The sequence below is a fragment of the Bradyrhizobium sp. CCBAU 11386 genome (assembly GCF_028128955.1).
Taxonomy (GTDB): Bacteria; Pseudomonadota; Alphaproteobacteria; order Rhizobiales; family Xanthobacteraceae; genus Bradyrhizobium.
In genome coordinates this window covers 119,903-142,667 of the sequence record NZ_LBKA01000014.1, presented here as the reverse complement: position 1 = coordinate 142,667, position 22,765 = coordinate 119,903, and the positions used below count along the sequence as shown (strand labels likewise).

The following is a 22,765-nucleotide window of genomic DNA, read 5'->3' as shown; positions in this document are numbered from 1 at the left end:
TCAGACCGGTACTTTCTTAAGATGATCGGCCAGCGCGTTGAGCGTGCCCATCGCCGTCGTGAAATCCGGCTTGTCGCCATAGACCATGTCACGCTGGAAATTCGCGTAGCCGTCCACGAACACCTTGTCCTTGGGAATGCCTTCGATCGCGCGCAGCGTTTCGGCCAGAGGGTCCTTCTTCCATGCCGAGAAACTGTCGCCGCGCGTCGCGGCATCCGCGAGCATCACTTCATGGGCCAGCGTCGCAGCGGCCTTCACATCGTACTCGCCGCGGATCATGTGAAGATCGTAGATATGCCGGACCAGCGTCGGATCGCGCTCCTCGCGCAAGCCGGCCAGTTCGGAGCCGGCGCGCCACGTCAACGCCACGAATTTCTCGGCTGCGGTTTCGAGAACCGATGAACAGGCGGTCTTTGGCAATTCCGGATCGCGGCCATAGGCCTCGGCGATGAAGGAGGTCACGGATTTATCCACCGTATCTCGCCGCAGCGGCCATACCGAAGTTTCAATCTGGACATCGGGCCGCAAGATGCCCTTCCCCTCGGCGAGAGCTTTGTAAGGCAACTGGTATTTGGTGTAACGCCCTTCGTACATCGTGACGCGATGGTCTCTGTTCTCGGGATCGAAGACAAAGCCCGCGCCCAGCAGCGCATCGGTAATTGTCTTCCGCAACTTCCGGAGCTCGCCGCGCGTCGGAGCCTTATCGCGGACGATCTTGAGGTCGACATCTTCCGACATACGCTTGGTGAGCTTGTAGGCGCGGCTTAACGCCGTGCCGCCCCCGAACACGAGCCGGAAGTCACCGGTATCGACAGCGGCAATCGCGGCCAGTGCCTTGACGACATACCAGTCCTTCTCGACAAGCGCCGGGCCCGGCAACCCAAAATGCTCCTGGACTTCGAGTAGCTGTTCGAGGGTTGGGCTATCGCTCAAGAACAAGCTCCGCGTTGCGGTACCGTAGATGACGCGAGAAGCGGCCTTTGACCCGGACCACCGGGTTCACCGGCACCTGCGTGGAGCGGCCCTCATTATACGCGCGTTCGGCTTCGGTCGGCTCCCATTCAACGCCGAGCTTGTCGAGCGCCTGACGCGCCACGCCGGCAAAGCCGTCGCGGCTATAGAGCATCGGCTTGCCGCTGAGGCTCGAAACAGTTGCGCGGCCGTAGACGCCATAACCGAGCCGCACCAAGCGCCCCTCGTCCACCAGCTTGCGCAAGGCGCGCAGTACCTGATCCTCGCCGCCGAGCGTCTTGAACTCGCGCGTCAGGAACACGTCCTCGCCCTTCTTACGGGCGATCCGCTGTTCTATCTTTTCGCGCAATGTGTGCTTGCGAGGCATGATCGGTCTCCTTGCAAAAACCCGACATCTAATATAGGCAAAAACCCGACTTATTCAAGAAATAATACAATAAATTCAGTGATATAATTGATGGCAATGACTTAGGAAGGTTTGTCTGTGGTGAGGCGAGACAAAGCGGTGACCCGATCTTCATGGTGATCGAGCGTCACCGCGAGCTCTCGGCGGGCTATCGCGCGGCCGAATTTCCTTGCATTGCTTCAGCGCCTCCTCATCCGCCCTTCACTATTCCGATGGCCCCGATGCGGACGGTCACTTCGCAATCCTTCTGCCGCTTGCGGAGATTGTCGGCACATAAAGCCGCCATTTGGTCACGCTCCAGCGGACCAAAAGCCTCAGCTCTTGGGTCGTGTCGAGGGGTTCCGAGCCTTCCGCCTCGCGGCCAGGGCGTCTGCCGTTCCGGCTGACAAGGTCCAACGGAGATAACCGTGCCCGGGGAACAAGATTATCATTGAATCCTGCTACGAGTCGTGATTGATGTATGTCAATCCACTGGGAATGTTGCTAAATGTACTATGGCAATCGTAGGGCAGAGAGCGTCTCTGCGATGATCGAGGCGCAGCCGGACTCGGTCACGACTTTGCGCGAACAGGAGATGTTGCATGGCTGAATCGCGTACTGTCGCGGTTATTGGCGGGGGCGTAGTCGGTGTGAGTTGCGCTCTCATGCTGGCGCGGGAAGGGCACAGCGTCACCGTGGTCGAGGAGGGACGCGTCGGCCATGGCTGCTCTTGGGGCAACGGTGCCCAATACAACGCGGGATCGGCTCTGCCCATGGCTCATCCCGGTGTCATGTGGCGTGCGCTGCGCTGGTTCGCTGACGCTAACGGTCCGGTGCGCCTCGCCCCGCGTGAGTTACCCCGCACGCTCCCATGGCTGGTCCGCTTCCTGCGCACGGGACGCCGGGAGGCTTGGGAGACGGCGTATACGGCGTTGCACGCTCTCAACCATCCGTGTGCCGCGCTGTATCGCGATATGCTCGGCGACACCGATTGGAAGCGATTGTTCCGGCCGAACGGTGCTCTCCATGTGTGGCGCGACGTATCACCCGGCGCGCTGGATGAGCGAGTGGACAGTCTGCGGACCAAGCATGGCGTGGCCTTTGAGAGGCTGAGCGCCCAGCAACTGCACGAATTGGAGCCGGCTTTGTCCCGCGACTACAAGCGTGGAATATACTTTCCAAACAGTGGTCATGTGACGTCACCTCCGGCGCTGGTGGAGGGCCTGATGGAGCGATCCGCTGCGCTTGGCGTCTCAATTCGGACCGCGCGGGTTGAGGCCATAGAGCCAGGCACGGACGATGTAACGCTGCAGACCAGTACGGGGTCTCACCGCTGCGATACGGTGGTTATCGCAGCAGGTATCGCCAGCCGCGATCTGGCGCGCTCCCTGGGAGTTTCCCTGTCGCTGGCCAGCGAGCGTGGCTACCACATCACTATGCCCGGTAAGTCCGGCGCCATCAGCCGTCCCGTCACCGACGCGGCCTCGGCCTTCGTTGCTACGCCTCTCAACGAGGGGCTGCGCATCGTGGGCATCGCCGAATTCGATGCGCCCGATGCACCGCGCGATGCGAAGCAGAACAAAAAGCTGCAGACATACGCCCGCGCAATGCTGCCGGACATATCCATCAGCCAGGTGACTGACTGGATGGGCGTAAGGCCATCGACGCCCGATAGCCTCCCGATCATTGGTCACCATCCGAGGCACGCCGCTATCCTGTTCGCCACTGGCCATGGTCACATGGGCATCAGCGGAGCCCCCATGACCGCGGCCATTATCTCGGATCTCGTCGCGGGCCGCGCGTCCCGGATTTCAAACGCGCCTTATCGGCTGCGATAAGGCTGTCCGGCAGCAAGTTTATTCTTGCGCGACTACCTGAATATTGATATGTGACAATTGTAAATTGACATAGTTCAATGCAGGAGGTTTCAATGAGCCGTTGGATAAGTGCGATCGTAGCCGCTGTCGTTGGTGCGGCCATGCTGTTCGGATCGGCCTCCGTGCCAGCGCGGGCCGAGGATCCGTCCTTGGTGCTCAATCGCATCAAGGCGAGCGGCAAGTTGAAGTTCCCGGTGATGGTTGCGGAGGAGCCGGGCTACCTCAAGGATCCGCGCACCGGCGAGTGGTCTGGATTCTTCGTCGACTGGGGCAAGGATATCGCCAGTCTGCTCGGCGTTCAGATCGAATACTATGAGACGACCTGGGGCAATCTTGCTGCCGATTTCCAGGCCGGCAAGGTGGACCTCGCGGTCGCGCTGAACCCCAATCCGCGCCGCGGTCTGGTTATCGACTATGTGCCAGGGTCCATTGTCGAAGGCATCTGGGCGCTTGTCGCGCGTCCCGGCTTCGCGCCCAAGACTTGGCGCGAGATGGATAAGAAGGAAGTGCGGGTCGCCGTGCAGAAGGGCGGCACCATGCAGGTGATCGCCGAATCCGTGATCCCCAACTCCACCATCGTCGTAGTGCCGTCGCGCGACCAAGCGGTGCTGGAATTACAGTCAGGTAAGGTCGACGCGATGATCGTCGCGGACCAGGATGCTGCGCTCCTCGACTCCAAGGGCGTCGGCAAGGCCGTGGTGCCGACACCGGTCCTGCGCAATCCGGCAACGATCGGCATCCGCCGCGAAGCTGGCAACGAGGGGTTCTCAAACTTCTTGGCCAACTGGATGTCGCAGCAGAATTCTCTCGGCCTCGCCTGCTCGCGCATCACTCGCTACATGCTCGAGCGCGGCATTGACATGAAAGTGGTTCCTCAGTCCGGCAAGTATTGCTGACGCCATGCGTACGAGCCGTATCTTCACTGTCATCGACAGCCACACCGCGGGGCATCCCACCCGAACGATCATGGCGGGCATCCCTCCGCTGCGCGGGCAGAGCGTGCGCGAGCAGCGGGACGATTTCCGCAACAACCATGACGGCTTGAGAACGCTACTGCTCCATGAGCCGCGCGGCCATGCCGCCATGGCGGCGGCGGTGCCCGTACCATCCCGCGAGGCGGACCAGGGGCTGTTCTTCATCTTCTCTTATGTCTACGCCGACATGTGCGGTCATGCCACGATCGGCTACATCGCCAGTCTCGCTGCGATAGGAGCCCTGCCGAATGGCTTCGAACAAAACGGCATGTCCATCGAGACGCCGGCGGGTATCGTCCACGTGACCGGTGCGTTCGAGTCCGGTCGGCTGACCTCTGTCTTGTTGCGCAACGTGCCCTCCTTTGTTTTCGCCTCCGACGTTGTCTCGGAGGTTGAAGGTATCGGTAGGGTGACCTGCGACGTCGCCTATAGCGGTATCACATATGCGCTGGTCGACGCCGAGCAAGTCGATCTTCCCTTTGATATTGACCATGCCAATGGGTGGTGCCGAGCGGGCATGGCCATCAAGCAAGCGCTTAATGCGCGGAGCGGAGTGACGCAGGTCGATAGCGTGTTATTTCATCATTCCATCGAGGGTGGCGCCCGCCATCTGGTCATTCTGGCCGGCAACAAGTTCGACCGTTCGCCTTGTGGCACGGGTACCTCCGCTCGGCTGGCCCAACTCCACGCCCGCGGGCAGTTAGCCGTAGGGGCATCCTACCGGGCGGAAAACATTCTCGGGGTGCCTTTCACGGCCAAGGTCGCGGAATTGGCCCGAGGCAAGGACGGCCAGGCCGCCGTGATCCCGGAGGTGCGTGGCATGGCTCACATCAGCGCATTCTCCACCCTCGTGCTGGAAGCGGACGATCCGCTGCCCGCAGGTTTCCTTCCCACCTGACGGAGAGCACCATGAAATTCGATCCGTCCATCGTCTTCGCGAATTGGGACATCCTTGCCTACGGATTGCTCGTCACTCTGAAGTACACGATTTACACCTGCGCGATCGGACTCGCGATCGGCCTGTTTGTGGCGCTGCTTCAGCTCACCCCTTGGCCACTCTTGCGCTGGACCGGCCGCATCTGGGTCGAATTCTTCCGCAACATCCCGCTGCTGGTGTTGCTTATGTGGACCTATTATGCGCTCCCAATCTTTCTTCAGATCCAGATCGGTAAGGAAACGGCGGGCATCCTTGGTCTCGGGTTCTATGCCAGCGGCTTTTATGCCGAGATCCTGCGCGCCGGAGTCCAGTCTATCGACCGTGGCCAGACTGACGCCGCCGTTGCGCTGGGCATGGGTTACTTTCAGCGCATGAAGCGGATCATATTGCCGCAAGCGCTGCGTCGCATGGTGCCGCCACTGATGGGGCAGACCATCATGCAGCTCAAAAATACGACCCTTCTCTCAGTGCTGACCATTCCTGATTTGCTCTATCAGGCGGGCTACATTGCCAGTTTCACCTACCGGCCGATGGAGGTCTACACCGTCATCGGTGCCGTCTTTATCCTCCTGCTCTTCCCCCTCAGCGCTCTTTCGCGCCGGTTCGAGCGCAAGGAGGCCGCATGATGACCGCAACATCCACCGAAGTCGTACTGAGCGTACGCGGCATCGAGAAGTCCTACGGGAAGAATCATGTGCTACGTGGCGTCGATCTTGACGTGCATCGCGGAGAGGTGGTCTGCCTGATCGGCGCGAGTGGCTCGGGCAAGACCTCACTGCTGCGCTGCATGAACCTGTTGATGGAGCCTGACCAGGGCGAGATCGTCATCGAGGGGGCGCCTCTTTTCCGCAGCACCGGGGCCGAGCGACTCAAGCTCTCTGGCAGGCAGGTTAGTGCCGTTCGTATCAAGACCGGCATGGTGTTCCAGAGCTTTAACCTGTTCCCTCACCGCACGGCGCTAGAGAACATTATCGAAGCCCCATTGGTGGTGAAGAAAGTGCCGCGCGCCGAAGCCGAGGCTCGGGCACATGAGCTCCTCACTCGCATGGGTCTTCCTGACGCTGGGCATAAATACCCTTCGCAATTGTCAGGCGGCCAGCAGCAGCGCGTCGCAATCGCCCGGGCGCTGGCTATGCAGCCCACCATTATGCTGTTCGACGAGCCGACTTCGGCGCTGGACCCGGAACTGGTCGGCGAAGTCCTCGCCGCTATCCGCCAGCTCGCCGCCGAGGGAATGACCATGGTCATCGTCACCCACGAGATCGGCTTCGCCTATGAGTTGGCCGATCGGGTGGTCTTCATGGACCAAGGAGTCGTCGCTGCGAGTGGCGCTCCGCGTGAGCTTTTGCTGTCGAATGCCAATCCGAGGCTCGCCGCTTTCGTCGGACGCTTCACGGAACAGGCTCGTCTTCTCGGTCCGCTCGCTGCGCCGGCGACCGCAACTCCAGTTACATCTTCCAACAAAGGATAACAGATCATGGCCGATGCAAATTGGGGCGGTATTTTCCCCGTTCTCGTCACTCCGTTCGGAACCGACGGCTCCATCAATGAGACCCGATACAAGGCGCTCATCGACGATGCCATTGTCAATGGCGCGAAAGGCGTCGTCGCGGCTGGTAGTACCGGCGAATTCTATGCGCTCACCAAGGCTGAGCGAGCGCGCCTCTACAAGTTGACGGTTGACCACGTAGCTGGCCGCGTCCCCGTCTTGGCAGGCGTCGCCGACCTGCGTGTCGAAGATGTACTGGAAGCTTGTCAGTCAGCTGTCGCAGCGGGCTGCGCGGGCGGTATGATCCTTCCACCTATCTACGCCATGCCGAGCCCGCGTGAGATCGTGGCCTTCTTCGAGTACATCTCCCGCAATACCTCACTGCCGCTGATGCTCTACAACAGCCCCCGCCGCGCGGGTATCGACATCACCCCGGCCCTTGTGGAGCAGCTCTCCGCCCTCCCAACTGTCGTCGCTATTAAGGATAGCTCCGGTGTTATTACTCAAGTGACAGAGCTTGTGCAGCGTGTCGGAAGCAGACTTCGTGTCTTCGTCGGTTACGAGACAATGATCGTGCCGGCCCGCGCTGTTGGCGCTCATGGGGTCGTCGCCATGGCGCATCAAATCGCAGGGCCTTTGATCCGCGACTACTGGGACAAGGCTCTGAGTGGCGATAAGGCATTGGATGATCTCGGCCGCGACGTCTTCGCCTTCTACCGTTGCTTCCAGTCCGGCTCCTATTATGCGGCGATCAAAGAGACCATGAGCCAGCTTGGTCGGAGCGCGGGTGGCCCGCGCCTACCGCTGCTGCCGTTGGCAGACGAGCAGAAGGCGGCCATCGCGAAGATCATCGCCGAGGCTGGCCTTACTCGCTGGGCCAAGGCTTAACGAGACAGTCTCGGCTCAAGAGTTCGGTCCATCGGTCCCGCGCCTAAAGGCGTCAGGACACACCTTACCCTGTTCAAGGAATAGACTATGTATACGAAATTGGCACTCCTCATTGATGGCGAATGGATCGAGGAAACCAATACAGGAAGTGAAGCTGTTCTCAACCCGGCCACAGAACAGCCTCTCGGCACGCTGCCGCACGCTGGAAAGGCAGAGCTCGACCGCGCACTCGCCGCGGCAAGCCGCGCCTTTGAGGGCTGGAAGCGAACCTCGCCGTACGAGCGCGGCCAGATCTTGCGCCGCGCGGCTGACCTGATGCGCGAGCGTTTGGAGCACATCGCTACGGTGTTAACCTTGGAGGAAGGTAAGACCCTGGCGGAAGCGAAAGGTGAGATCACCGCGGCGGCGGAGTTCTTTGACTGGTTCGCAGAGGAAGGACGGCGTAGTTATGGCCGTGTCATCCCGGCGCGGCTGCCCGATATGCGCCAGACCGTCACACAGGAGCCGGTCGGTCCCGTCGCTTGCTTTACGCCGTGGAATTTCCCGGCAGTAACGCCGGCGCGTAAGATTGCTCCTGCTCTCGCCGCTGGTTGCACCTGCATCATCAAGCCGGCCGAGGAAACACCGGGCACCACGCTAGAAATGGCGCGGGCGCTGGTCGATGCAGGATTGCCCAAAGGCGTGCTGAATGTGGTCTTCGGCGTGCCCGCGGACGTGTCCGAGTATCTCATTCGTTCGCCCGTGATCCGAAAGATTTCATTTACGGGATCGACGCCGGTCGGACGCCACCTTGCTCGTTTGGCAGGAGAGACGCTGACGGTCGCCACCATGGAGTTGGGCGGCCATGCGCCGGTGATCGTCGCAAAGGACGCTGACGTCAAGCGGGCCGCGGAGCTCTCGATGGCCATCAAGCTGCGCAACACTGGACAAGTTTGTACCTCGCCGACGCGATTCTTCGTCGAACGCTCTGCGTACGAAGAGTATCTCGAACACGCTCGCGGATTCGTCGAAAAGCAGGTGGTGGGCGACGGTCTGCAAAAGGACACCACGGTCGGTCCTGTCGCCAACGCCCGCCGCGTCGCTGCTATGGATGACCTGATCGCCGACGCGTTGTCGCATTCGGCTCGCCTGGTCGTTGGCGGTGAACGGCTGAAGGGGAAAGGCCTGATGTACCGACCCACCATCCTGGCGGACATGCCTGACAAGGCGAGGGCCATGAGAGAAGAACCATTCGGTCCGCTTGCGCTGGTACAACCTGTTGATGACCTAGAACAGGCCATCGCTCGGGCGAACGCATTGCCTTACGGTCTGGCAGGCTATGCCTTCACCCGCTCCGCCGCGTCCGCAAATCGCATAGCGGAGAAGCTGGAGGTCGGCGTTATCGGCATCAATCAGATGGTGGTGACGATACCCGAAACCCCATTTGGCGGAATCGGCGACAGCGGCTGGGGCCGCGAAGGCGGCATCGAGGGTTTGGAATCTTATACCGTAAGAAAGTATGTCGGCCATCTTCATGTCTAGCAGGCGATGAGACCGAAAGGAAAAGGAGCGCGGGACATGAGCTTGGATGGACCACTTTCGGGCTGGCGACCTCGGCAGCTCGCCTCCGAGGGGCCGCGTTACCTTGCCTTGGTCAATGCTTTGGAGCAGGATATCGCCGACGGCCGGTTAACGGACGGCGATCGTCTGCCGCCGCACCGTGACTTAGCCCGAGACCTTAGTCTATCCGTAGGCACCGTGAGCAAAGCCTATCAGGAGGCCGAACAGCGCGGTATCGTAAGCGGCCATGTCGGGCAGGGCACCTTCGTCCGGCGCCGTTCCGCCGCCCGAACCGAGACAACGGCAAGCCAAGAACCGGTCAATTTAGCGCTGAACGTACCCGTCGAGGGAACCGAGACGCAGATCCTGTCCGCGTTGTTTAGCGAGGTGGTGCGCGAGCGTGATCTTGCACCGTTGCTGCGCTACCACCCCCATGGGGGCATCTGGAAGCACCGCGAAATCATCGCTGCGTCATTGTCTGATAACAGCTTCACCATCAAGACGGCTCAGCTGTTTCTGTGCAATGGCGCTCAGCACGCCATCGACATCGCCCTCCGCCTGGTGGCAAAGCCAGGCGACAGTATCTTGGTCGACACCTTCACCTATTCCGGATTCAAAGCGATCGCCGCTGCCAGCCACCTCAATTTGATACCAGTCGAGATGGACGATGAGGGAATAAAGCCGGAAGCACTAAAACAGGCCTGTCGCGCGTCCGGGGCACGGGTTCTCTATTGCATGCCGACCTTGCAGAGCCCCACGGCTCGTACCATGAGTCTTGCTCGCCGGCAGCACATCGCCGAACTCGCCGAGGAGCTCGATCTCGCCGTCATAGAGGATGACGTCTACGGCTTTTTCTTCACTGAGCGTCCGGTGCCGATCGCTTCCTTAGCGCCGAGCCGCACCTTCTACGTTACGTCCTACTCCAAATGTCTTGCACCAGCCTTCCGGCTCGGCACATTGAGCGTCCCAACGGATTATATTGCCCAAGCTGAGCTCCTCTTGCACGCCTCCGCCTGGTTTGTGGCTCCGATGCTAAGTGAGGTGGTGGTGCGGCTAATCGAGAGCGGGAAGCTTGATGAGCTTCTGCGTGAGCGGCGCCTGCAGGCGCTTGAGCGTTACCGCGTGTTCCTGGACGTCTTTCCCAAAGCCGCGAAACTTCAGTTTCCCGCCTTCTACGGATGGTTGCCGTTACCTCAAGAGTGGTCCGCAGATCAATTTACCGCAGCCGCCCGAGGTCGCGGCATACTTGTGACCCCACGCATCGCGTCCGCGGTTGGTGAGAGGGACCCAGGCGCAACCCGCATCTGCCTTGGCGCGCCAAGAGATATTGCCGCCCTCTCTGATGTGCTCCAGACTCTGCGTGATATCCTGGCTCGCCACCCAATAAACGTCGTTTCTGTCGCCTAAGCATCGCTCGCTCTGCTTTCGGTTCGCTCAGGCTGGGGCGCCACCAAACACAGCATTTCCCAACAAGATGCGCTTTGCGTGCGCAATGTGACTCATGAGATCGAATCTTCCGAGCCAAAACTGGCCATCAATCAGCGGCCGCAAGCAACGGATGCTGCATTGGCTGGTCATTTGATGTCACTAGCTTGGCTGCAGGGTTCGCAACAGACCGCACACTGGAGAGACGGCAACTTGGAGGGCCCAGCACTCTTGGCTACAAGAAGGCAGCGACGGTGCATGCGAATTCACCGCGACAGTTCGTTGTCGGTGAAGCGAGCTGCTTAGTGGCCCCGCAATATGCCTAAGCAGTATCGATGGCCTCTAGGCGAAATCTCGCTGCGCGGGGGCCTTTTACATCAATGAGAAGGTGGGTAATGCAGCATAACTCAGCTGGCTTTCTTGAAACCGTTGACAAGAATTTCCGTCATTCCATGACGTTTCTCGATCTCCCTGAAGGGTTGGCCGAGCGGATCATTCAATGCAACTCGACCTATACGGTCCGCTTCGGCGTGAGATTACGCGGCCGCATGTATAGCTTCATCGGCTGGCGATCAGTTCACAGCGAGCACTCTGAACCTGTAAAGGGCGGTATTCGCTACGCGCCGAACGCCGATGCGGAAGAAGTGGAGGCGCTTGCTGCGCTCATGACGCTTAAATGCTCGCTTGTCGATGTACCGTTTGGCGGTTCGAAGGGGGCCCTCAAGATTGACCCGCGCGAATGGACCCCGCAAGAACTCGAGCGCATCACCCGGCGCTTCACGCAGGAACTCAACAAGCGGGGCCTGATCGGTCCCGGTGTCAACGTTCCAGCCCCGGACATCGGCACAAGCGAGCGGGAAATGGCCTGGATGATGGACGAATTCCGCCGCGCCAACCCTACCGATGTCGTCAACGCGCGTGCCTGCGTAACCGGAAAGCCTTTGTCAAAGGGCGGTATTGCCGGTCGCACCGAGGCAACAGGCAGGGGCGTGCAGTTTGCGATCCAGAGCTATCTTCGCGATCCGCGAACCTCAGGTTTGAATGGTCGGCGCGATCTCAAGGACGCATCTGTTATCGTCCAAGGCTTTGGCAATGTCGGCTATCACGCCGCTAAGTTCCTGTCCGAAGAGGACGGCGCCCGCGTGATCGTCGTTGCAGAGCGGGACGGCTACGTGGCCAATCCGATGGGCCTCCCGATTGAACTGCTAAAACAACACCAGCTTCTAACGGGCAGCATTCTGAGCTTTCCTGGCGCAACGTCCGTCGCCGGCGACATGACGGGGATCGAATTGCCCTGTGATGTTCTCATTCCTGCGGCGATGGAGAACGCCATTCATTCGGAAAACGTGGGCCGCATAAGGGCGCGCCTTGTGGTAGAAGCCGCCAACGGCCCTGTCAGTTTCGAGGCTGACAAGATGCTCCGTTCTGTAGGAGTAACTATTCTACCGGATCTCTATGTAAATGCTGGTGGCGTGGTCGTCAGCTACTTCGAGTGGGCGAAGAACCTGACGCGCATCCCCTTCGGCTTGATGGAACGACGGCGCCGAGAAAGGCGAAACCAGACGATCGCCGCGGCGCTTGAACAGATGACCGGCAAGGAGTTCCCCGCCGATATGCGCGACGAGTTTCTTGAAGGAGGCGCAGAGATCGACCTCGTTCGATCCGGCCTTGAGGACGTCATGCGGAGCACCTGGGCACGTATTGCAGATCTCATGGAAGAACAGCCGGAGCTCGGCGATTACAGGACCGCCGCCTATGTCGCCTCGATCCGACAGATCGCCGAAGCCTATGAAGTGATCGGGATCTGAGGAGCGGAGACAACGCGCGGGTCAAACTGAGCGAATGCCAGCCGGCTTCGTATAAGCCGTGCAAGCGTCCGTGAGACATTGTTGTCTATCGTTGATCGAATTATCGGATCCGAGAGCGTCGCTCCGTTTATTCCACCCGGCAAGGCATTTCTTTTGACGCTCGAACAAACGGATGGCTACGACGGCATCCACTTAAAGTGGTTCTGCAGCCGCTTCGACTGGTTTCTGCATTTCGGCCGCGTCGTTGTCGACGAGGAACACCGGGGGGCATGTTCAGTGTACGGTTTCCCTGGAACTTCGACTCTCCCTACAAGTCGTTGTCGATCGTGGAATTCTGGCGTCGATGGCACATCACGCTTTCGCAATTCCTGAGAGGCTACCTTTACATACCGCTCGGCGGTAATCGGCGCGGCGAGCGCCGCCACTATCTCAACCTTTTTCTTACGATGGTGATCGGCGGCTTCTGGCACGGCGCGGCGTGGACCTTCTTGATCTGGGGGGCTTGGCACGGCGTTTTGCTACTGATCAACCACGCCTTTCGGCAGGGCCTCACTATCTCGCAAACTGTACTCTGGCGTGCCGTCACCTGGGCGCTGACGTTCGGGGCCACCGTCATCGGCTGGGTGTTCTTTCGCGCCACGACGATTGGTGGTGCGCTCGCAATGTTGAAGGCCATGTTCATCGGCGGAGGAGCCACGGCAAGCGCGACTGTTCTTGATGTCGATTTTCTGTCCCTGCTCACGCTAGCGACGCTCGTTGCCCTGTTCGCGCCGAACGCCCGCCAACTGACCGAAGCCATCGAGGCAGAACGCTTCGATCCACGTCTGGCTGGCGCCGCGTTCGGTTCACTGGTCCTTGTCATCATCATTTCAAAGGCATTCATGCATGAATCGCCCTTTCTTTATTTCAACTTCTGACGTTCGGCAGCCGATCCGCCCAAGACTGGTCGCACTCGTGGCGAGCGGTCTGGCAGGCTTTGCCGTTGTCAGCTTTGCTTATGTCGCATCGGTCATGTCGACCGTTCCGAAAAACAGCATCCCGAGCACCTACAAATGGCTTTTGCTCGAACACACGCCGGGGCCGCGCATCATCATCGACTCCGGCTCGAACGGCCATCACGGAATTGATGCGGGAGAACTCGCCACCGCCTTCAACATGCGGACCATTAACGTGGCCGATAATGCCGGTTATTCGCTCGTTGATCGCTCAAGGAGAATTCTCGAATTTGCCAAGCCCGGCGATATTGTCGTCATGCCCATCGAATGGCAGGGCTATTCCGATCCCGATGGTGACGCGGGCTATGCCCGGCTTTCTCTGGAGCTGATCAGCGAGTATTTCTGGGTGCAGACCCCGATCGAGAGGGTGCGCAGGATCCTTACGACTCCGTTTCCGATCGTCGGCCGCGCCGTCTGGCGCAACATCAGGAAACTTCGGTCGCAGGGCCTGTCGGCCGGTAGCGTCGAGGCCGTACATGCGATGGCGCTCCGCCATGTGGAGGCGATGCTCTATTCGAACGGTTCCGGTGGTTGGGCCAACGACGTAAGCCAAGGCGTAACCAAACAGGCCCTTGCCGCCGGGTGCTTCAGGACGACGATCGGAAGCCGAAAGGAAGCGCGGTCGGGGCGGGTCCTGGAGGCATTCCAGCTGTTGCATGCAGCCAAGGAGAGGGGCGTTCGGGTCATAATCACCTGGCCGACGGTTGTCGGTGACGATTGCTACGCCGACGAAGCGCGCGTGGCCGACCGAGCCGAACAGGTCCGTGATCTGGTTTCGCAAGCAGGACTCGAACTTATCGGAACTCCGGCCGATTTCTGGATGCCGATGAGCCTGGCTGACAACTCGTTCTACCACGTCACCCAGCGTGGGCGCGCGATTGTCACGCGTCGGCTGATTAGCCTCCTTCAAGAAGCCGGACTGAAGCCGGGCGCCGGCGCTCCGCCGGCAAGCCTGATCGACACCATGAGCGAAGAGATCTTTCGCATTGAGCTCGCACATGCGGAGGTGATCGAACCCGGGATCGGTCCTCTGGAACTTGACGAGTTTGCCGACGGCGGTACCGGCTCCTCGCAAATAGACTACACAGCCGGATGGTGGGATTCCGAGCTGCGCGGCCGCTGGGCGCGAAATAACGAGGTGGTTTTGCGTGTGCGCCCGGCGCAGCCGGCGCAAACCATCCGGCTTCGCTTGATCTCGGCCTTCGCGCCGCGCAACATCACCGTGTCCATCAACGGCATTGAAGCGGGTAAGATCTCGATCGACATGGCACGCCGGGACTACGCCGTGAATGTCCCCGAGGCCGCGTGGGGCATTTGGGTCTGGTCGATCCGTCTCAAGGGCGACGACCGCCCTCTGATGCGTCCACGTGATCTGGGCGGCGAGGACGATCGTCGGGTCCTCACCTTCTTCTTCGAGGGCATTACGCTCGAAGACGAAGACCGGCCCACTGCTGAGACGATTCCCTAGGACCAGGCGGACCTTCGACCTATTCCCGGGTTTGATCATCGACCCTGTAGCCCCAGCCTCGCCAGGCAGGATACCTCGCCACCTGTGCGGCCAGGTAGAAGTCGAGCCCTGTCCCAAATGGGACGGGCGGCAAGTTCGCATCCCTGCTATGTAGCTCGTCCCCATTCTGGCAAGAGCGCGCGGCCCGCCCGCGTCGATCCAGGGCAGGCCGCTTCCGATCGGCTGCATGAGAAGCTGCGTGCCGGGCGCAACTCGAGGCCGAACGTCGCAGGTCAGCCAGGGTCGTGTGGGTGGATTTCCAGCAAGCCCGAAAATGGAGTTCGCGAGAATGGCAGTAACGGTGCCCGAGACCATATCTCCTGCTTCTCGGAAAGGTGTCTTCATTAACCGTTGGAATGGCTGGCCCAATCTGGTCCGTCTGATCACGGGTACCGGGAATGAGCCGGGTGCAAGAGACCTCCGGATCGGGATGATAGATGCTTCTATTGTGGCATTAGCCCTCGTATTTCCATGGTCAACAACGGCAACCGCGGCGCTCGGGTTTCTCATTTGCCTCGCGATTGCGAGCACCTATTCGGCGCAAGAGATGATCGCCCAGCTGAAGCGTCCTGCTTTGGCGCTTCCCGCCATGCTCCTTGCGCTGGCGGCTGTCGGCGCGGCTTGGGCTCACGGCATCCCCTGGGCGGATCGGCTACACGCCTTTGGAAAAGTCTCGAAATTTATCTGCCTTCTCCCGCTCTTCCTGCACTATCAGCATACCCACCGCGTGAAATTGGTATTCACAGCTTACGTCGTATCCAATCTCCTCCTGCTTGCGCTCTCATTCCTAGTGTTCCTCTCGCCGGACATCTATAGCGTTGTCGGAGCGAAGGCTCCGGGCGTGCCGTTGAAGAACTACATAGATCAGACGCAGGCCTTCGCGTTCATCGCCGTCGTTTTCGTGGCGCTTGCGGCGGAAGCCGTCCGACAGCGGCAGCGAGGCCAAGCCATATTGTTTGCCGCTCTATCGGTCGTATTCTTTGCTAATCTCGCTTTCGTCAATATCGCGCGGACCGCGTTCATCTATCTGCCGGCCATGCTCGCGCTCGTCATCATCCGCTATGCGCGTGGGTGGTATTCTCTCGCGATCATAACGGCGATTGCTATGCTCGCGGCCGGAGCATGGGCGATGTCGCCCAACCTTCAGGTCAAGATCGCGCGGCTCCTGGGCGAAGTCGACGCGTTCCAGACCAACACCATGTTTGTCAACGGGACCGAGACTGGCGGCGCGGAGCGCCTCGAATTCTGGCGCAAGTCCATCGGTTTTATTCGGTCGGGACCAATCCTGGGACACGGCACCGGTTCGACAAAGGAGCTTTTTGAATCTGAGGCAGCCGGGCAAACTGGCATCATGGCTAAAGTGGTCGATGATCCCCACAATCAGACGCTTGCGGTAGCGATCCAGTGGGGAATTGTTGGATGCCTCGTTCTCTACGCCATGTGGGGCGCTCATCTTCTATTGTTTCGAGGCGCATTCAGCAGGCAGCAATGCGGTGTTCTCGCCTGGATAGGCCTCGTAGCAGTGGCGCAGAACATCGTGAGTTCACTGCTCAACTCACATCTGTTCGATTTCTACCAGGGTTGGCTCTACCTGTTTGCCGTGGCGATAGTCGGAGGACAACTCCAACGACTGCAAGCACCACCCAGAGTCGACGCCGACCGGATCGCTCATGAACCATCTCGACGCGGAAACCCCCGACCTGCGGGGAGCAGGCCTTGCTGACGCACATTGTTGACGGAATTGTCTCTAACGCAGAGATCGTCGTTGGAGCCGGGCTATTTTGCTGGCTGCTCGAAATGGCGCTTCCAGGCGAAACGCAGAGTGTTGCGTCCCGACTACGAGGAGCCTGATGTGGTGTGTCCCCACGCCGGCATCTGGTGATTGGACTATGGTTTTATCCTTGACCACCAGCCATCAATCCGAATTGATTCTGAGCCATTCCCGAAGGTCTTTCCGGTAGTAACCGAAATGGCAAGCATCGATGGTGTCCACCTCGTTAATTGTGGACACCTCATCCCATCCGCGCGCTCAACTGCATAGGTGTACAAAAAATATCGCTTACCATCATCGTGCGTGATGTCGTCGATCGTAGGATGTTATCATTCGATGACGAGCTACTCGAAAATCCCATGGCATTCTGACCGGCAAGGGTGGTCTCGGGGAGATTGCACTTTTTAGCGGCCGTCGCCATTGACCCTCCGTACTCCTGTTTTGAGCTGTGTCTTGTTCAAGACATCGATGTTGCTAGCGCTACGGCAGGACGCCGTATTCAGCTAGCGCGACGAGAGGCGGCGCATTGTTTTTCAGGACGTTTTCAGAACGTCGTTGGCACGCCGGTTGCTTGAGACGGGGGGACCCGCTGCGACCATAATAATGGCTCACTGTTCAGATGAAACTCGCTCTATCGATCCCGATGCTGATGCATCCCCCGCGCGCGCCATCGTGGCGAGTCTCTCATCTCATAATTCGGCTGCGGTTTCCCGGCGAGGTCAGGACGGCGCCGTATCAGGAGTGGGGCGAATGGTGTCAGCCAAAGAGCTCTCGCGCGCCACGACCGAAGCGATGTGCTGTCGGCCGACGTTCGCCAGATCAATCTGCTGGAACTGGGATGCGGAAGCAGTATGGGCGATGGAGGACATGGATTGGCAGGTTCTTGCCGGCCTGCCCGGTCCAAATAACCATACCTTGCCTTCCGCTTCGGGAGCGCGCGGAAGCCGCGCGTCCAGGTCAGAACAACGGCCTCCGGCTTCCACAAAGTGACTTAAACCCGTATTCCTGGAATCAAACGCTATGATTGTGCGTAGCCTGCACGATGTTGAAGCGACCGATCACTTCGTTGATTGGGGCAATGGGACTAGCCACCGCCTCCTGACGGCTAAGGACAGCATGGGCTTTAGCATCTGCCACACCGTAGTGCGCGCTAACACCGTCTCGCTTCTGCAATACCGTAATCATCTCGAAGCCTGCTACTGCATCGCCGGAGAGGGCGAGGTCGAGGACATGGACGGCAATGTCTTCCCCATTCGCAAGGGCGACATGTATGTGCTTGACAAGCATGACAAGCATCTTCTGCGCGGTGGTCGGGGCAAGGACCTGATCCTCGTCAGTATCTTCAACCCGCCCCTCAACGGAACCGAGCGCCACAACCTCAACGACCCGGCAGGCTCGGCATATTGAGCATCCGCCGGAGACCATTGGTTTAATTCATGCTGCCATGGCTGGTTGTTCCAGCATGGCGTAGTAGCGTTGTCCGGCTCGGCCGGCGGACTGTTTGTGATGAGCCCCAGGAGCTGTCAGTGGTTGAACCAATCGACCCATTCGAGGGTGAAAATCGACAGCCTCCAACCTGCCGGGAGGCCTGAGCGTTGAGGCAGCACCTCCAACCGCCTGACTATGACAACCCCATCGCCAACGGAGGTGATCGCCTTCCTATTTTGAGCGAAGATGAGGCGCGGAGCATAACTGCGAGCCATGAATTGCTGGCGCCCCAGGAGGATTTTTGGCGACAGCGGCTCGGGCAGTTTAGAATATTGCGTCCTCCTTTCCTGTCGTCGTCCGTGGCTCCGGCGCCGCCCGGATGGCGGTCGAGTTCGTGGTTAATTGCAAGAGCTTTGGCTAAGTTGTCGCCACATGATCGCACGGAATACTTGGTAACGGCTTGGCTGATCTATCTCGCCCGCATGACGGGAGAAACAGAGCTTCAACTGGGATGGACGCCTGCATCGGATGGATCGCAAGCTGGCTCCAAAGCGGAGGAGGTGTTGATCTCCTCTGTCGTGCCGATGGAAGTTACCATTGAGCTTGCTGATGATTTTGAAGAAGTGCGCAAAGCGGTAGCGGCCGAATGCGCTCAGCTGAGGGCGCACGGTAGCTTTGCCCGGGATCTTGTCGCGCGCTGCCCGACATTGCGAGGTGTGGAGGCGCTACGCTCGAAACGACCCTGGCCGATTGGCATCACAATCAGGACAGAGAGCAGCTCCCTCGCTGACGATCTAATGACGAGCCACAGAGCTGGCCCAGCCCTATGCGGCGATTTGCTGACCTTTGAGTGCGCTTCGGATGGGAGCTTCCGCTGGCATTTTGATGCCAGCCGATTAGCGCCGAAGCAGATCGACGGCATGACGCAACATTTGCAAACTTTGTTAAATGGTGTGATGGCCGATGCAGGGCAGCCGGTCGGCCGCATCAACGTTCTCCCGGCCGATGAGCGCACGTATCTACTGGAGGAGTTGAATCGGACGGCGGCGCCTTATCCGTCGGAGCGGTGCATCCATGAGCTGTTCGAGGCGCAGGTGCAAAAGGTACCGGCGGCGGTTGCGGTGGTCTATGAGAACGAGAGACTGAGCTATGGCGAACTCAATGCGCGGGCCAACCGGCTAGCGCATCATCTGATCGGGCTCGGGGTCAAGCCGGACCAGCCGGTGGCGATCTGCCTGGAACGCGGCCTCGCGATGGTGGTTGGTGTCTTGGCGATCCTGAAGGCGGGCGGCGCCTATCTGCCGCTGGATCCGGCCTATCCGTCGGCGCGGTTGCGGCAGATTGTCGATGATGCCGCGCCGCAAATGCTGCTTTGCGATGCAGCCGGCCGCTCCGCACTCGGCGCCGAGGCTGTGGCCGATCTCAGCGTGGTCGACCTCAATAATGCCACTCCGCCCTGGGCCGCGCTGCCTGTCTCCGATCCCGAGCCGCGCACGCTTGGCCTCACATCGCGCCATCTCGCCTATGTCATCTACACCTCAGGCTCAACCGGAACCCCAAAGGGCGTCGAAATGTCCCACGGCTCGCTTGTGAATTCGCTTGCGGGGATTAGCACGTCAAAACTGCGCACACTTCAATTCGCGACCCTGAACTTCGATGTGTCCTGCCAGGAATTGTTCATTTGTTGGAAGGACGGTGGACTGCTCGTGCTCGTGCGGGAAGAGACCCGTACGCACTTCTCCGACTTGCTTGTATTCGTGGAGGGGGAGGCGATCGAGCGGCTTTTTCTCCCATTCGTAGCATTGAACCATTTTGCGGAGGTCTGGAGCGCGCAGCAAGTGCAGCTGCCCTATTTAAGTGAAATTTATACAGCGGGTGAGCAACTGCAGGCCACTCTACCGCTTAGGGCGTTCTTCGAAGCACATCCAAAGGCGAGATTGATCAATCAATACGGGTCCACAGAAATCAGCGTCATTGCCGAGCACCACCTTCCAGCTGACCCATCATCTTGGCCCCAATTGCCTCCCGCGGGCCGAGCTTCTGGGACTGGAGCGGGTCGGACGTCACGACCACTTTTTCGAACTGGGCGGCCACTCACTGCTGGCCGTGCAGGTGTCGAGCCGGCTGTCACAGGCTGTTGGGGTTGAACTGCCGCTGTCGATGCTGTTTGCCAAGGCGGTGCTGGCCGATCTGGCGGCAAGCATCGTCGAGGTGTTGAGCCGCTCCGGTCCCCAAGACCTGCCGGCGATTGCGGCGGTGTCGCGTCATGAGCCGCTTGTGCTGTCGTTTGCGCAGCAGCGGCTATGGTTTTTGGCGCAGCTGGACGAAGGCAGCACGCACTATCACATTCCGCTGGCCTTGCGGCTGCGTGGGGCGCTCGACCGCAGCGCCTGGCAGCGCAGCCTTGACCGTCTGTTTGCCCGTCACGAGGCGCTGCGCAGTATCTTTGTCGCACCGGAGGGCAAGCCCCGAGTTGAGGTCCTGCCGCCGGATGCGGGACTGCCGGTACTTGAGCACGATCTGCGGCACAGGCCGGATGCGGAAGCGGCACTTTTGGATCTGTGCCATGAGGAGGAGCACACGCCGTTTGATCTTGCGCGCGGGCCGCTGATCCGCGGGCGTCTGGTGCGGATGTCGGATGAGGAACACGTCTTCCTGCTGACCCAGCATCACATCGTCTCGGACGGCTGGTCGATGGGCGTGCTGGTGCATGAACTCAGTCGGCTTTACCGGGCGTTCGAGGCTGGACAGGACGATCCTTTGCCGCCGCTGGCGATCCAGTATCCGGATTATGCCGCCTGGCAACGGCAGTGGCTGTCGGGGGAACGGCTGCAGAAGCAGGCGAAGTATTGGCGCAACGCCCTGTCAGGCACGGCCCGTCTTGTCTTGCCGACGGACCGTGCGCGGCCGGCCCAGCAGTCGTTTGCCGGGGCCAGTGTTCCTGTTGTCATCGATGCGGATCTGACGCGGGACTTGAAGCGGCTGAGCCGGCAGCATGGCACGACGTTGTTCATGACGGTGCTGGCGGGCTGGGCGGCGGTGCTGTCGCGTCTGTCGGGGCAGGACGACCTTGCGATCGGCGTGCCGAGCGCCAATCGCGGCCGGCGCGAGATCGAAGAGTTGATCGGTTTCTTCGTCAACACCCTGGCGCTTCGGCTGGACTTGTCGGGCGAGCCGAGCGTGTCGGAGCTTCTGGAGCGGACGCGGCGCACGGCGCTGGCTGCGCAGGAGCATCAGGACCTGCCGTTCGAGCAGGTGGTGGAGATCGTGCAGCCGCCCCGGGCTCTTGACCACACGCCGTTGTTGCAGGTGATGTTGGCCTGGGAGAACAATGCGGTGGGGTCATTGGACCTGCCGGGGCTGAGTGTGGAGGCTGCCGGGAAGGGGCTCGATCAGGTCAAGTTCGATCTGGAGCTGAGCCTTAGCGAGCATGGCGAGGAGATCGCTGGAACACTGGGTTATGCCACGGCGCTGTTTGATCAGGCGACGATCGAGCGGCAGCGTGGTTATCTGCTGGCGCTGCTGCGGGCGATGGCTGCCGATGCAGGCCAGCCGGTCGGCCGCATCGACATCCTGCCGGCCGACGAGCGCACCTATCTGCTGGAGGAGCTGAACCGGACGGCGGCGGCCTATCCGTCGGAGCAGTGCATCCATGAGCTGTTCGAGGCGCAGGTGCAAAAGGCGCCGGATGCGGTGGCGGTGGTCTGCGCGGACGAGCGCCTGAGCTATGGCGAGCTCAATGCGCGGGCCAACCGCCTGGCGCATCATCTGATCGCACTCGGGGTCAAGCCGGACCAGCCGGTGGCGATCTGCCTGGAGCGCAGCCTGGCGATGGTGGTGGGACTCTTGGCAATCCTCAAGGCGGGCGGAGCCTATCTGCCGCTGGACCTGGTCTATCCCAGCGAGCGGCTGCGGCAGGTTGTCGAAGATGCCGCGCCGCGGCTGCTGCTTTGCGATGCCGCCGGACGCGCAGCACTCGGCCCCGAGGTGCTGACCGATGTGACGGCGGTCGATCTGGAGATGGCCATGCCGACCTGGGCCGAACGGCCGGCTTCGGACCCCGACCCGCGCACGCTTGGCCTCACATCCCGCCATCTCGCCTATGTCATCTACACCTCAGGCTCAACCGGAACGCCCAAAGGGGTACAGAATGAGCATCGGGCTATTATCAATCGCCTGATCTGGATGCAAAAAGCGTATACACTCAATCCGGCTGATGTCGTCTTGCAGAAGACCCCGTTTGGCTTCGATGTCTCGGCCTGGGAATTCTTCTGGACGTTGCTTGAAGGGGCGACCCTGGTGCTGGCGCTTCCTGGTGCGCACAAAGACCCAGATGCGCTTGTAAACTTAATGATCAGCCAACGCATCACCACTGCACACTTTGTACCATCCATGCTGGTCAGCTTCATGGATACGAACGGTGTTGATCGCTGCACATCCCTGCAGCGTCTCGTGTGTAGTGGGGAGGCGCTTTCTGCCTCCCTTACGCAGAAGGTTCGGCGCGTATTACCTTGGACTGGTCTGCACAATCTATATGGTCCCACCGAAGCTGCTATCGACGTGACGGCCTGGAATTGCCCGGCTGATTTTGATGGGGCAGTGGTCCCGATCGGCCGTCCGATTGCCAACACGCGGGTGTACCTGCTGGACGGTCATGGCGCGCCCGTGCCGTTCGGGGCGGTGGGCGAGCTTTACATCGGCGGGGCGGGGGTGGCCCGGGGCTACCTGAACCGCCCCGAGCTGACAGCCGAGCGGTTCATCGCCAGTCCG

15 protein-coding genes and 1 pseudogene are annotated in these 22,765 nt (G+C 60.3%); 14 read left to right on the top strand and 2 right to left on the bottom strand.

Annotated elements, in window-relative coordinates; genetic code table 11:
• Together XI09_RS04365 and XI09_RS04360 are read right to left on the bottom strand one after the other, a co-directional pair.
• Positions 1-933 (bottom strand): nucleotidyl transferase AbiEii/AbiGii toxin family protein, encoded by a 933-nt coding sequence (locus XI09_RS04365; protein WP_271565785.1) that lies wholly within the window; start codon positions 931-933, stop codon positions 1-3.
• Positions 923-1,339 carry a DUF6088 family protein gene (locus XI09_RS04360; protein ID WP_271565784.1) on the bottom strand — a complete coding sequence of 139 codons (417 nt, stop codon included), beginning with the start codon at positions 1,337-1,339 and terminating at the stop codon, positions 923-925. The genes XI09_RS04365 and XI09_RS04360 overlap by 11 nt, the downstream gene beginning before the upstream one ends.
• Positions 1,340-1,959: 620 nt before the next feature.
• Between XI09_RS04360 and XI09_RS04355 the strand changes: the two genes are divergently transcribed.
• The 14 genes and pseudogenes from XI09_RS04355 to XI09_RS45980 form a co-directional block, all read left to right on the top strand.
• Positions 1,960-3,195: an NAD(P)/FAD-dependent oxidoreductase gene (locus tag XI09_RS04355; RefSeq protein WP_271565783.1), complete on the top strand. Its 1,236-nt coding sequence runs from the start codon at positions 1,960-1,962 to the stop codon at positions 3,193-3,195.
• Positions 3,196-3,416: 221 nt separating this feature from the next.
• Positions 3,417-4,130 carry a transporter substrate-binding domain-containing protein gene (locus XI09_RS04350; protein WP_271565782.1) on the top strand — a complete coding sequence of 238 codons (714 nt, stop codon included), beginning with the start codon at positions 3,417-3,419 and terminating at the stop codon, positions 4,128-4,130.
• Positions 4,131-4,134: 4 nt separating this feature from the next.
• Positions 4,135-5,106, top strand: a complete 972-nt coding sequence (locus XI09_RS04345; RefSeq protein ID WP_271565781.1) for a proline racemase family protein — start codon at positions 4,135-4,137, stop codon at positions 5,104-5,106.
• 11 nt (positions 5,107-5,117) lie between these two features.
• Complete coding sequence (locus XI09_RS04340; protein WP_271565780.1) at positions 5,118-5,771, top strand: amino acid ABC transporter permease; 654 nt, start codon at positions 5,118-5,120, stop codon at positions 5,769-5,771.
• Positions 5,771-6,616: an amino acid ABC transporter ATP-binding protein gene (locus XI09_RS04335; RefSeq protein ID WP_271565819.1), complete on the top strand. Its 846-nt coding sequence runs from the start codon at positions 5,771-5,773 to the stop codon at positions 6,614-6,616. Before XI09_RS04340 ends, XI09_RS04335 begins: the two co-directional genes overlap by 1 nt.
• A gap of 6 nt (positions 6,617-6,622) precedes the next feature.
• Positions 6,623-7,522, top strand: coding sequence for a dihydrodipicolinate synthase family protein (locus tag XI09_RS04330; protein WP_271565779.1), 900 nt, complete (start codon positions 6,623-6,625; stop codon positions 7,520-7,522).
• A gap of 87 nt (positions 7,523-7,609) precedes the next feature.
• Positions 7,610-9,043: an NAD-dependent succinate-semialdehyde dehydrogenase gene (locus XI09_RS04325; protein ID WP_271565778.1), complete on the top strand. Its 1,434-nt coding sequence runs from the start codon at positions 7,610-7,612 to the stop codon at positions 9,041-9,043.
• Positions 9,044-9,079: 36 nt separating this feature from the next.
• On the top strand, positions 9,080-10,468 hold the full coding sequence (locus XI09_RS04320) for an aminotransferase-like domain-containing protein (protein ID WP_271565777.1): 1,389 nt from the start codon (positions 9,080-9,082) through the stop codon (positions 10,466-10,468).
• Between the two features lie 470 nt (positions 10,469-10,938).
• Entirely contained in the window at positions 10,939-12,294 is a 1,356-nt protein-coding gene (locus tag XI09_RS04315) for a Glu/Leu/Phe/Val family dehydrogenase (RefSeq protein WP_271565818.1), read from the top strand.
• Between the two features lie 269 nt (positions 12,295-12,563).
• Entirely contained in the window at positions 12,564-13,211 is a 648-nt protein-coding gene (locus tag XI09_RS04310; protein WP_271565776.1) for an MBOAT family O-acyltransferase, read from the top strand.
• Complete coding sequence (locus tag XI09_RS04305; protein WP_271565775.1) at positions 13,180-14,757, top strand: hypothetical protein; 1,578 nt, start codon at positions 13,180-13,182, stop codon at positions 14,755-14,757. The genes XI09_RS04310 and XI09_RS04305 overlap by 32 nt, the downstream gene beginning before the upstream one ends.
• Before the next feature lie 328 nt (positions 14,758-15,085).
• Positions 15,086-16,519 (top strand): O-antigen ligase family protein, encoded by a 1,434-nt coding sequence (locus XI09_RS04300; RefSeq protein WP_271565774.1) that lies wholly within the window; start codon positions 15,086-15,088, stop codon positions 16,517-16,519.
• Between the two features lie 1,068 nt (positions 16,520-17,587).
• A complete protein-coding gene (locus tag XI09_RS04295; RefSeq protein ID WP_271565773.1) occupies positions 17,588-17,974 on the top strand; it encodes an ectoine synthase in 387 nt (128 codons plus the stop codon).
• 227 nt (positions 17,975-18,201) lie between these two features.
• Positions 18,202-22,765: pseudogene (locus XI09_RS45980) on the top strand (amino acid adenylation domain-containing protein); the annotation flags it as partial.

Coding starts and splice junctions, on each gene's coding strand:
- XI09_RS04300 (WP_271565774.1), top strand. CDS start 15,086: ATGGCAGTAACGGTGCCCGAGACCATATCTCCTGCTTCTCGGAAAGGT.
- XI09_RS04320 (WP_271565777.1), top strand. CDS start 9,080: ATGAGCTTGGATGGACCACTTTCGGGCTGGCGACCTCGGCAGCTCGCC.
- XI09_RS04305 (WP_271565775.1), top strand. CDS start 13,180: ATGAATCGCCCTTTCTTTATTTCAACTTCTGACGTTCGGCAGCCGATC.
- XI09_RS04330 (WP_271565779.1), top strand. CDS start 6,623: ATGGCCGATGCAAATTGGGGCGGTATTTTCCCCGTTCTCGTCACTCCG.
- XI09_RS04360 (WP_271565784.1), bottom strand. CDS start 1,339: ATGCCTCGCAAGCACACATTGCGCGAAAAGATAGAACAGCGGATCGCC.
- XI09_RS04310 (WP_271565776.1), top strand. CDS start 12,564: ATGTTCAGTGTACGGTTTCCCTGGAACTTCGACTCTCCCTACAAGTCG.
- XI09_RS04315 (WP_271565818.1), top strand. CDS start 10,939: ATGACGTTTCTCGATCTCCCTGAAGGGTTGGCCGAGCGGATCATTCAA.
- XI09_RS04340 (WP_271565780.1), top strand. CDS start 5,118: ATGAAATTCGATCCGTCCATCGTCTTCGCGAATTGGGACATCCTTGCC.
- XI09_RS04345 (WP_271565781.1), top strand. CDS start 4,135: ATGCGTACGAGCCGTATCTTCACTGTCATCGACAGCCACACCGCGGGG.
- XI09_RS04355 (WP_271565783.1), top strand. CDS start 1,960: ATGGCTGAATCGCGTACTGTCGCGGTTATTGGCGGGGGCGTAGTCGGT.
- XI09_RS04295 (WP_271565773.1), top strand. CDS start 17,588: ATGATTGTGCGTAGCCTGCACGATGTTGAAGCGACCGATCACTTCGTT.
- XI09_RS04325 (WP_271565778.1), top strand. CDS start 7,610: ATGTATACGAAATTGGCACTCCTCATTGATGGCGAATGGATCGAGGAA.
- XI09_RS04335 (WP_271565819.1), top strand. CDS start 5,771: ATGACCGCAACATCCACCGAAGTCGTACTGAGCGTACGCGGCATCGAG.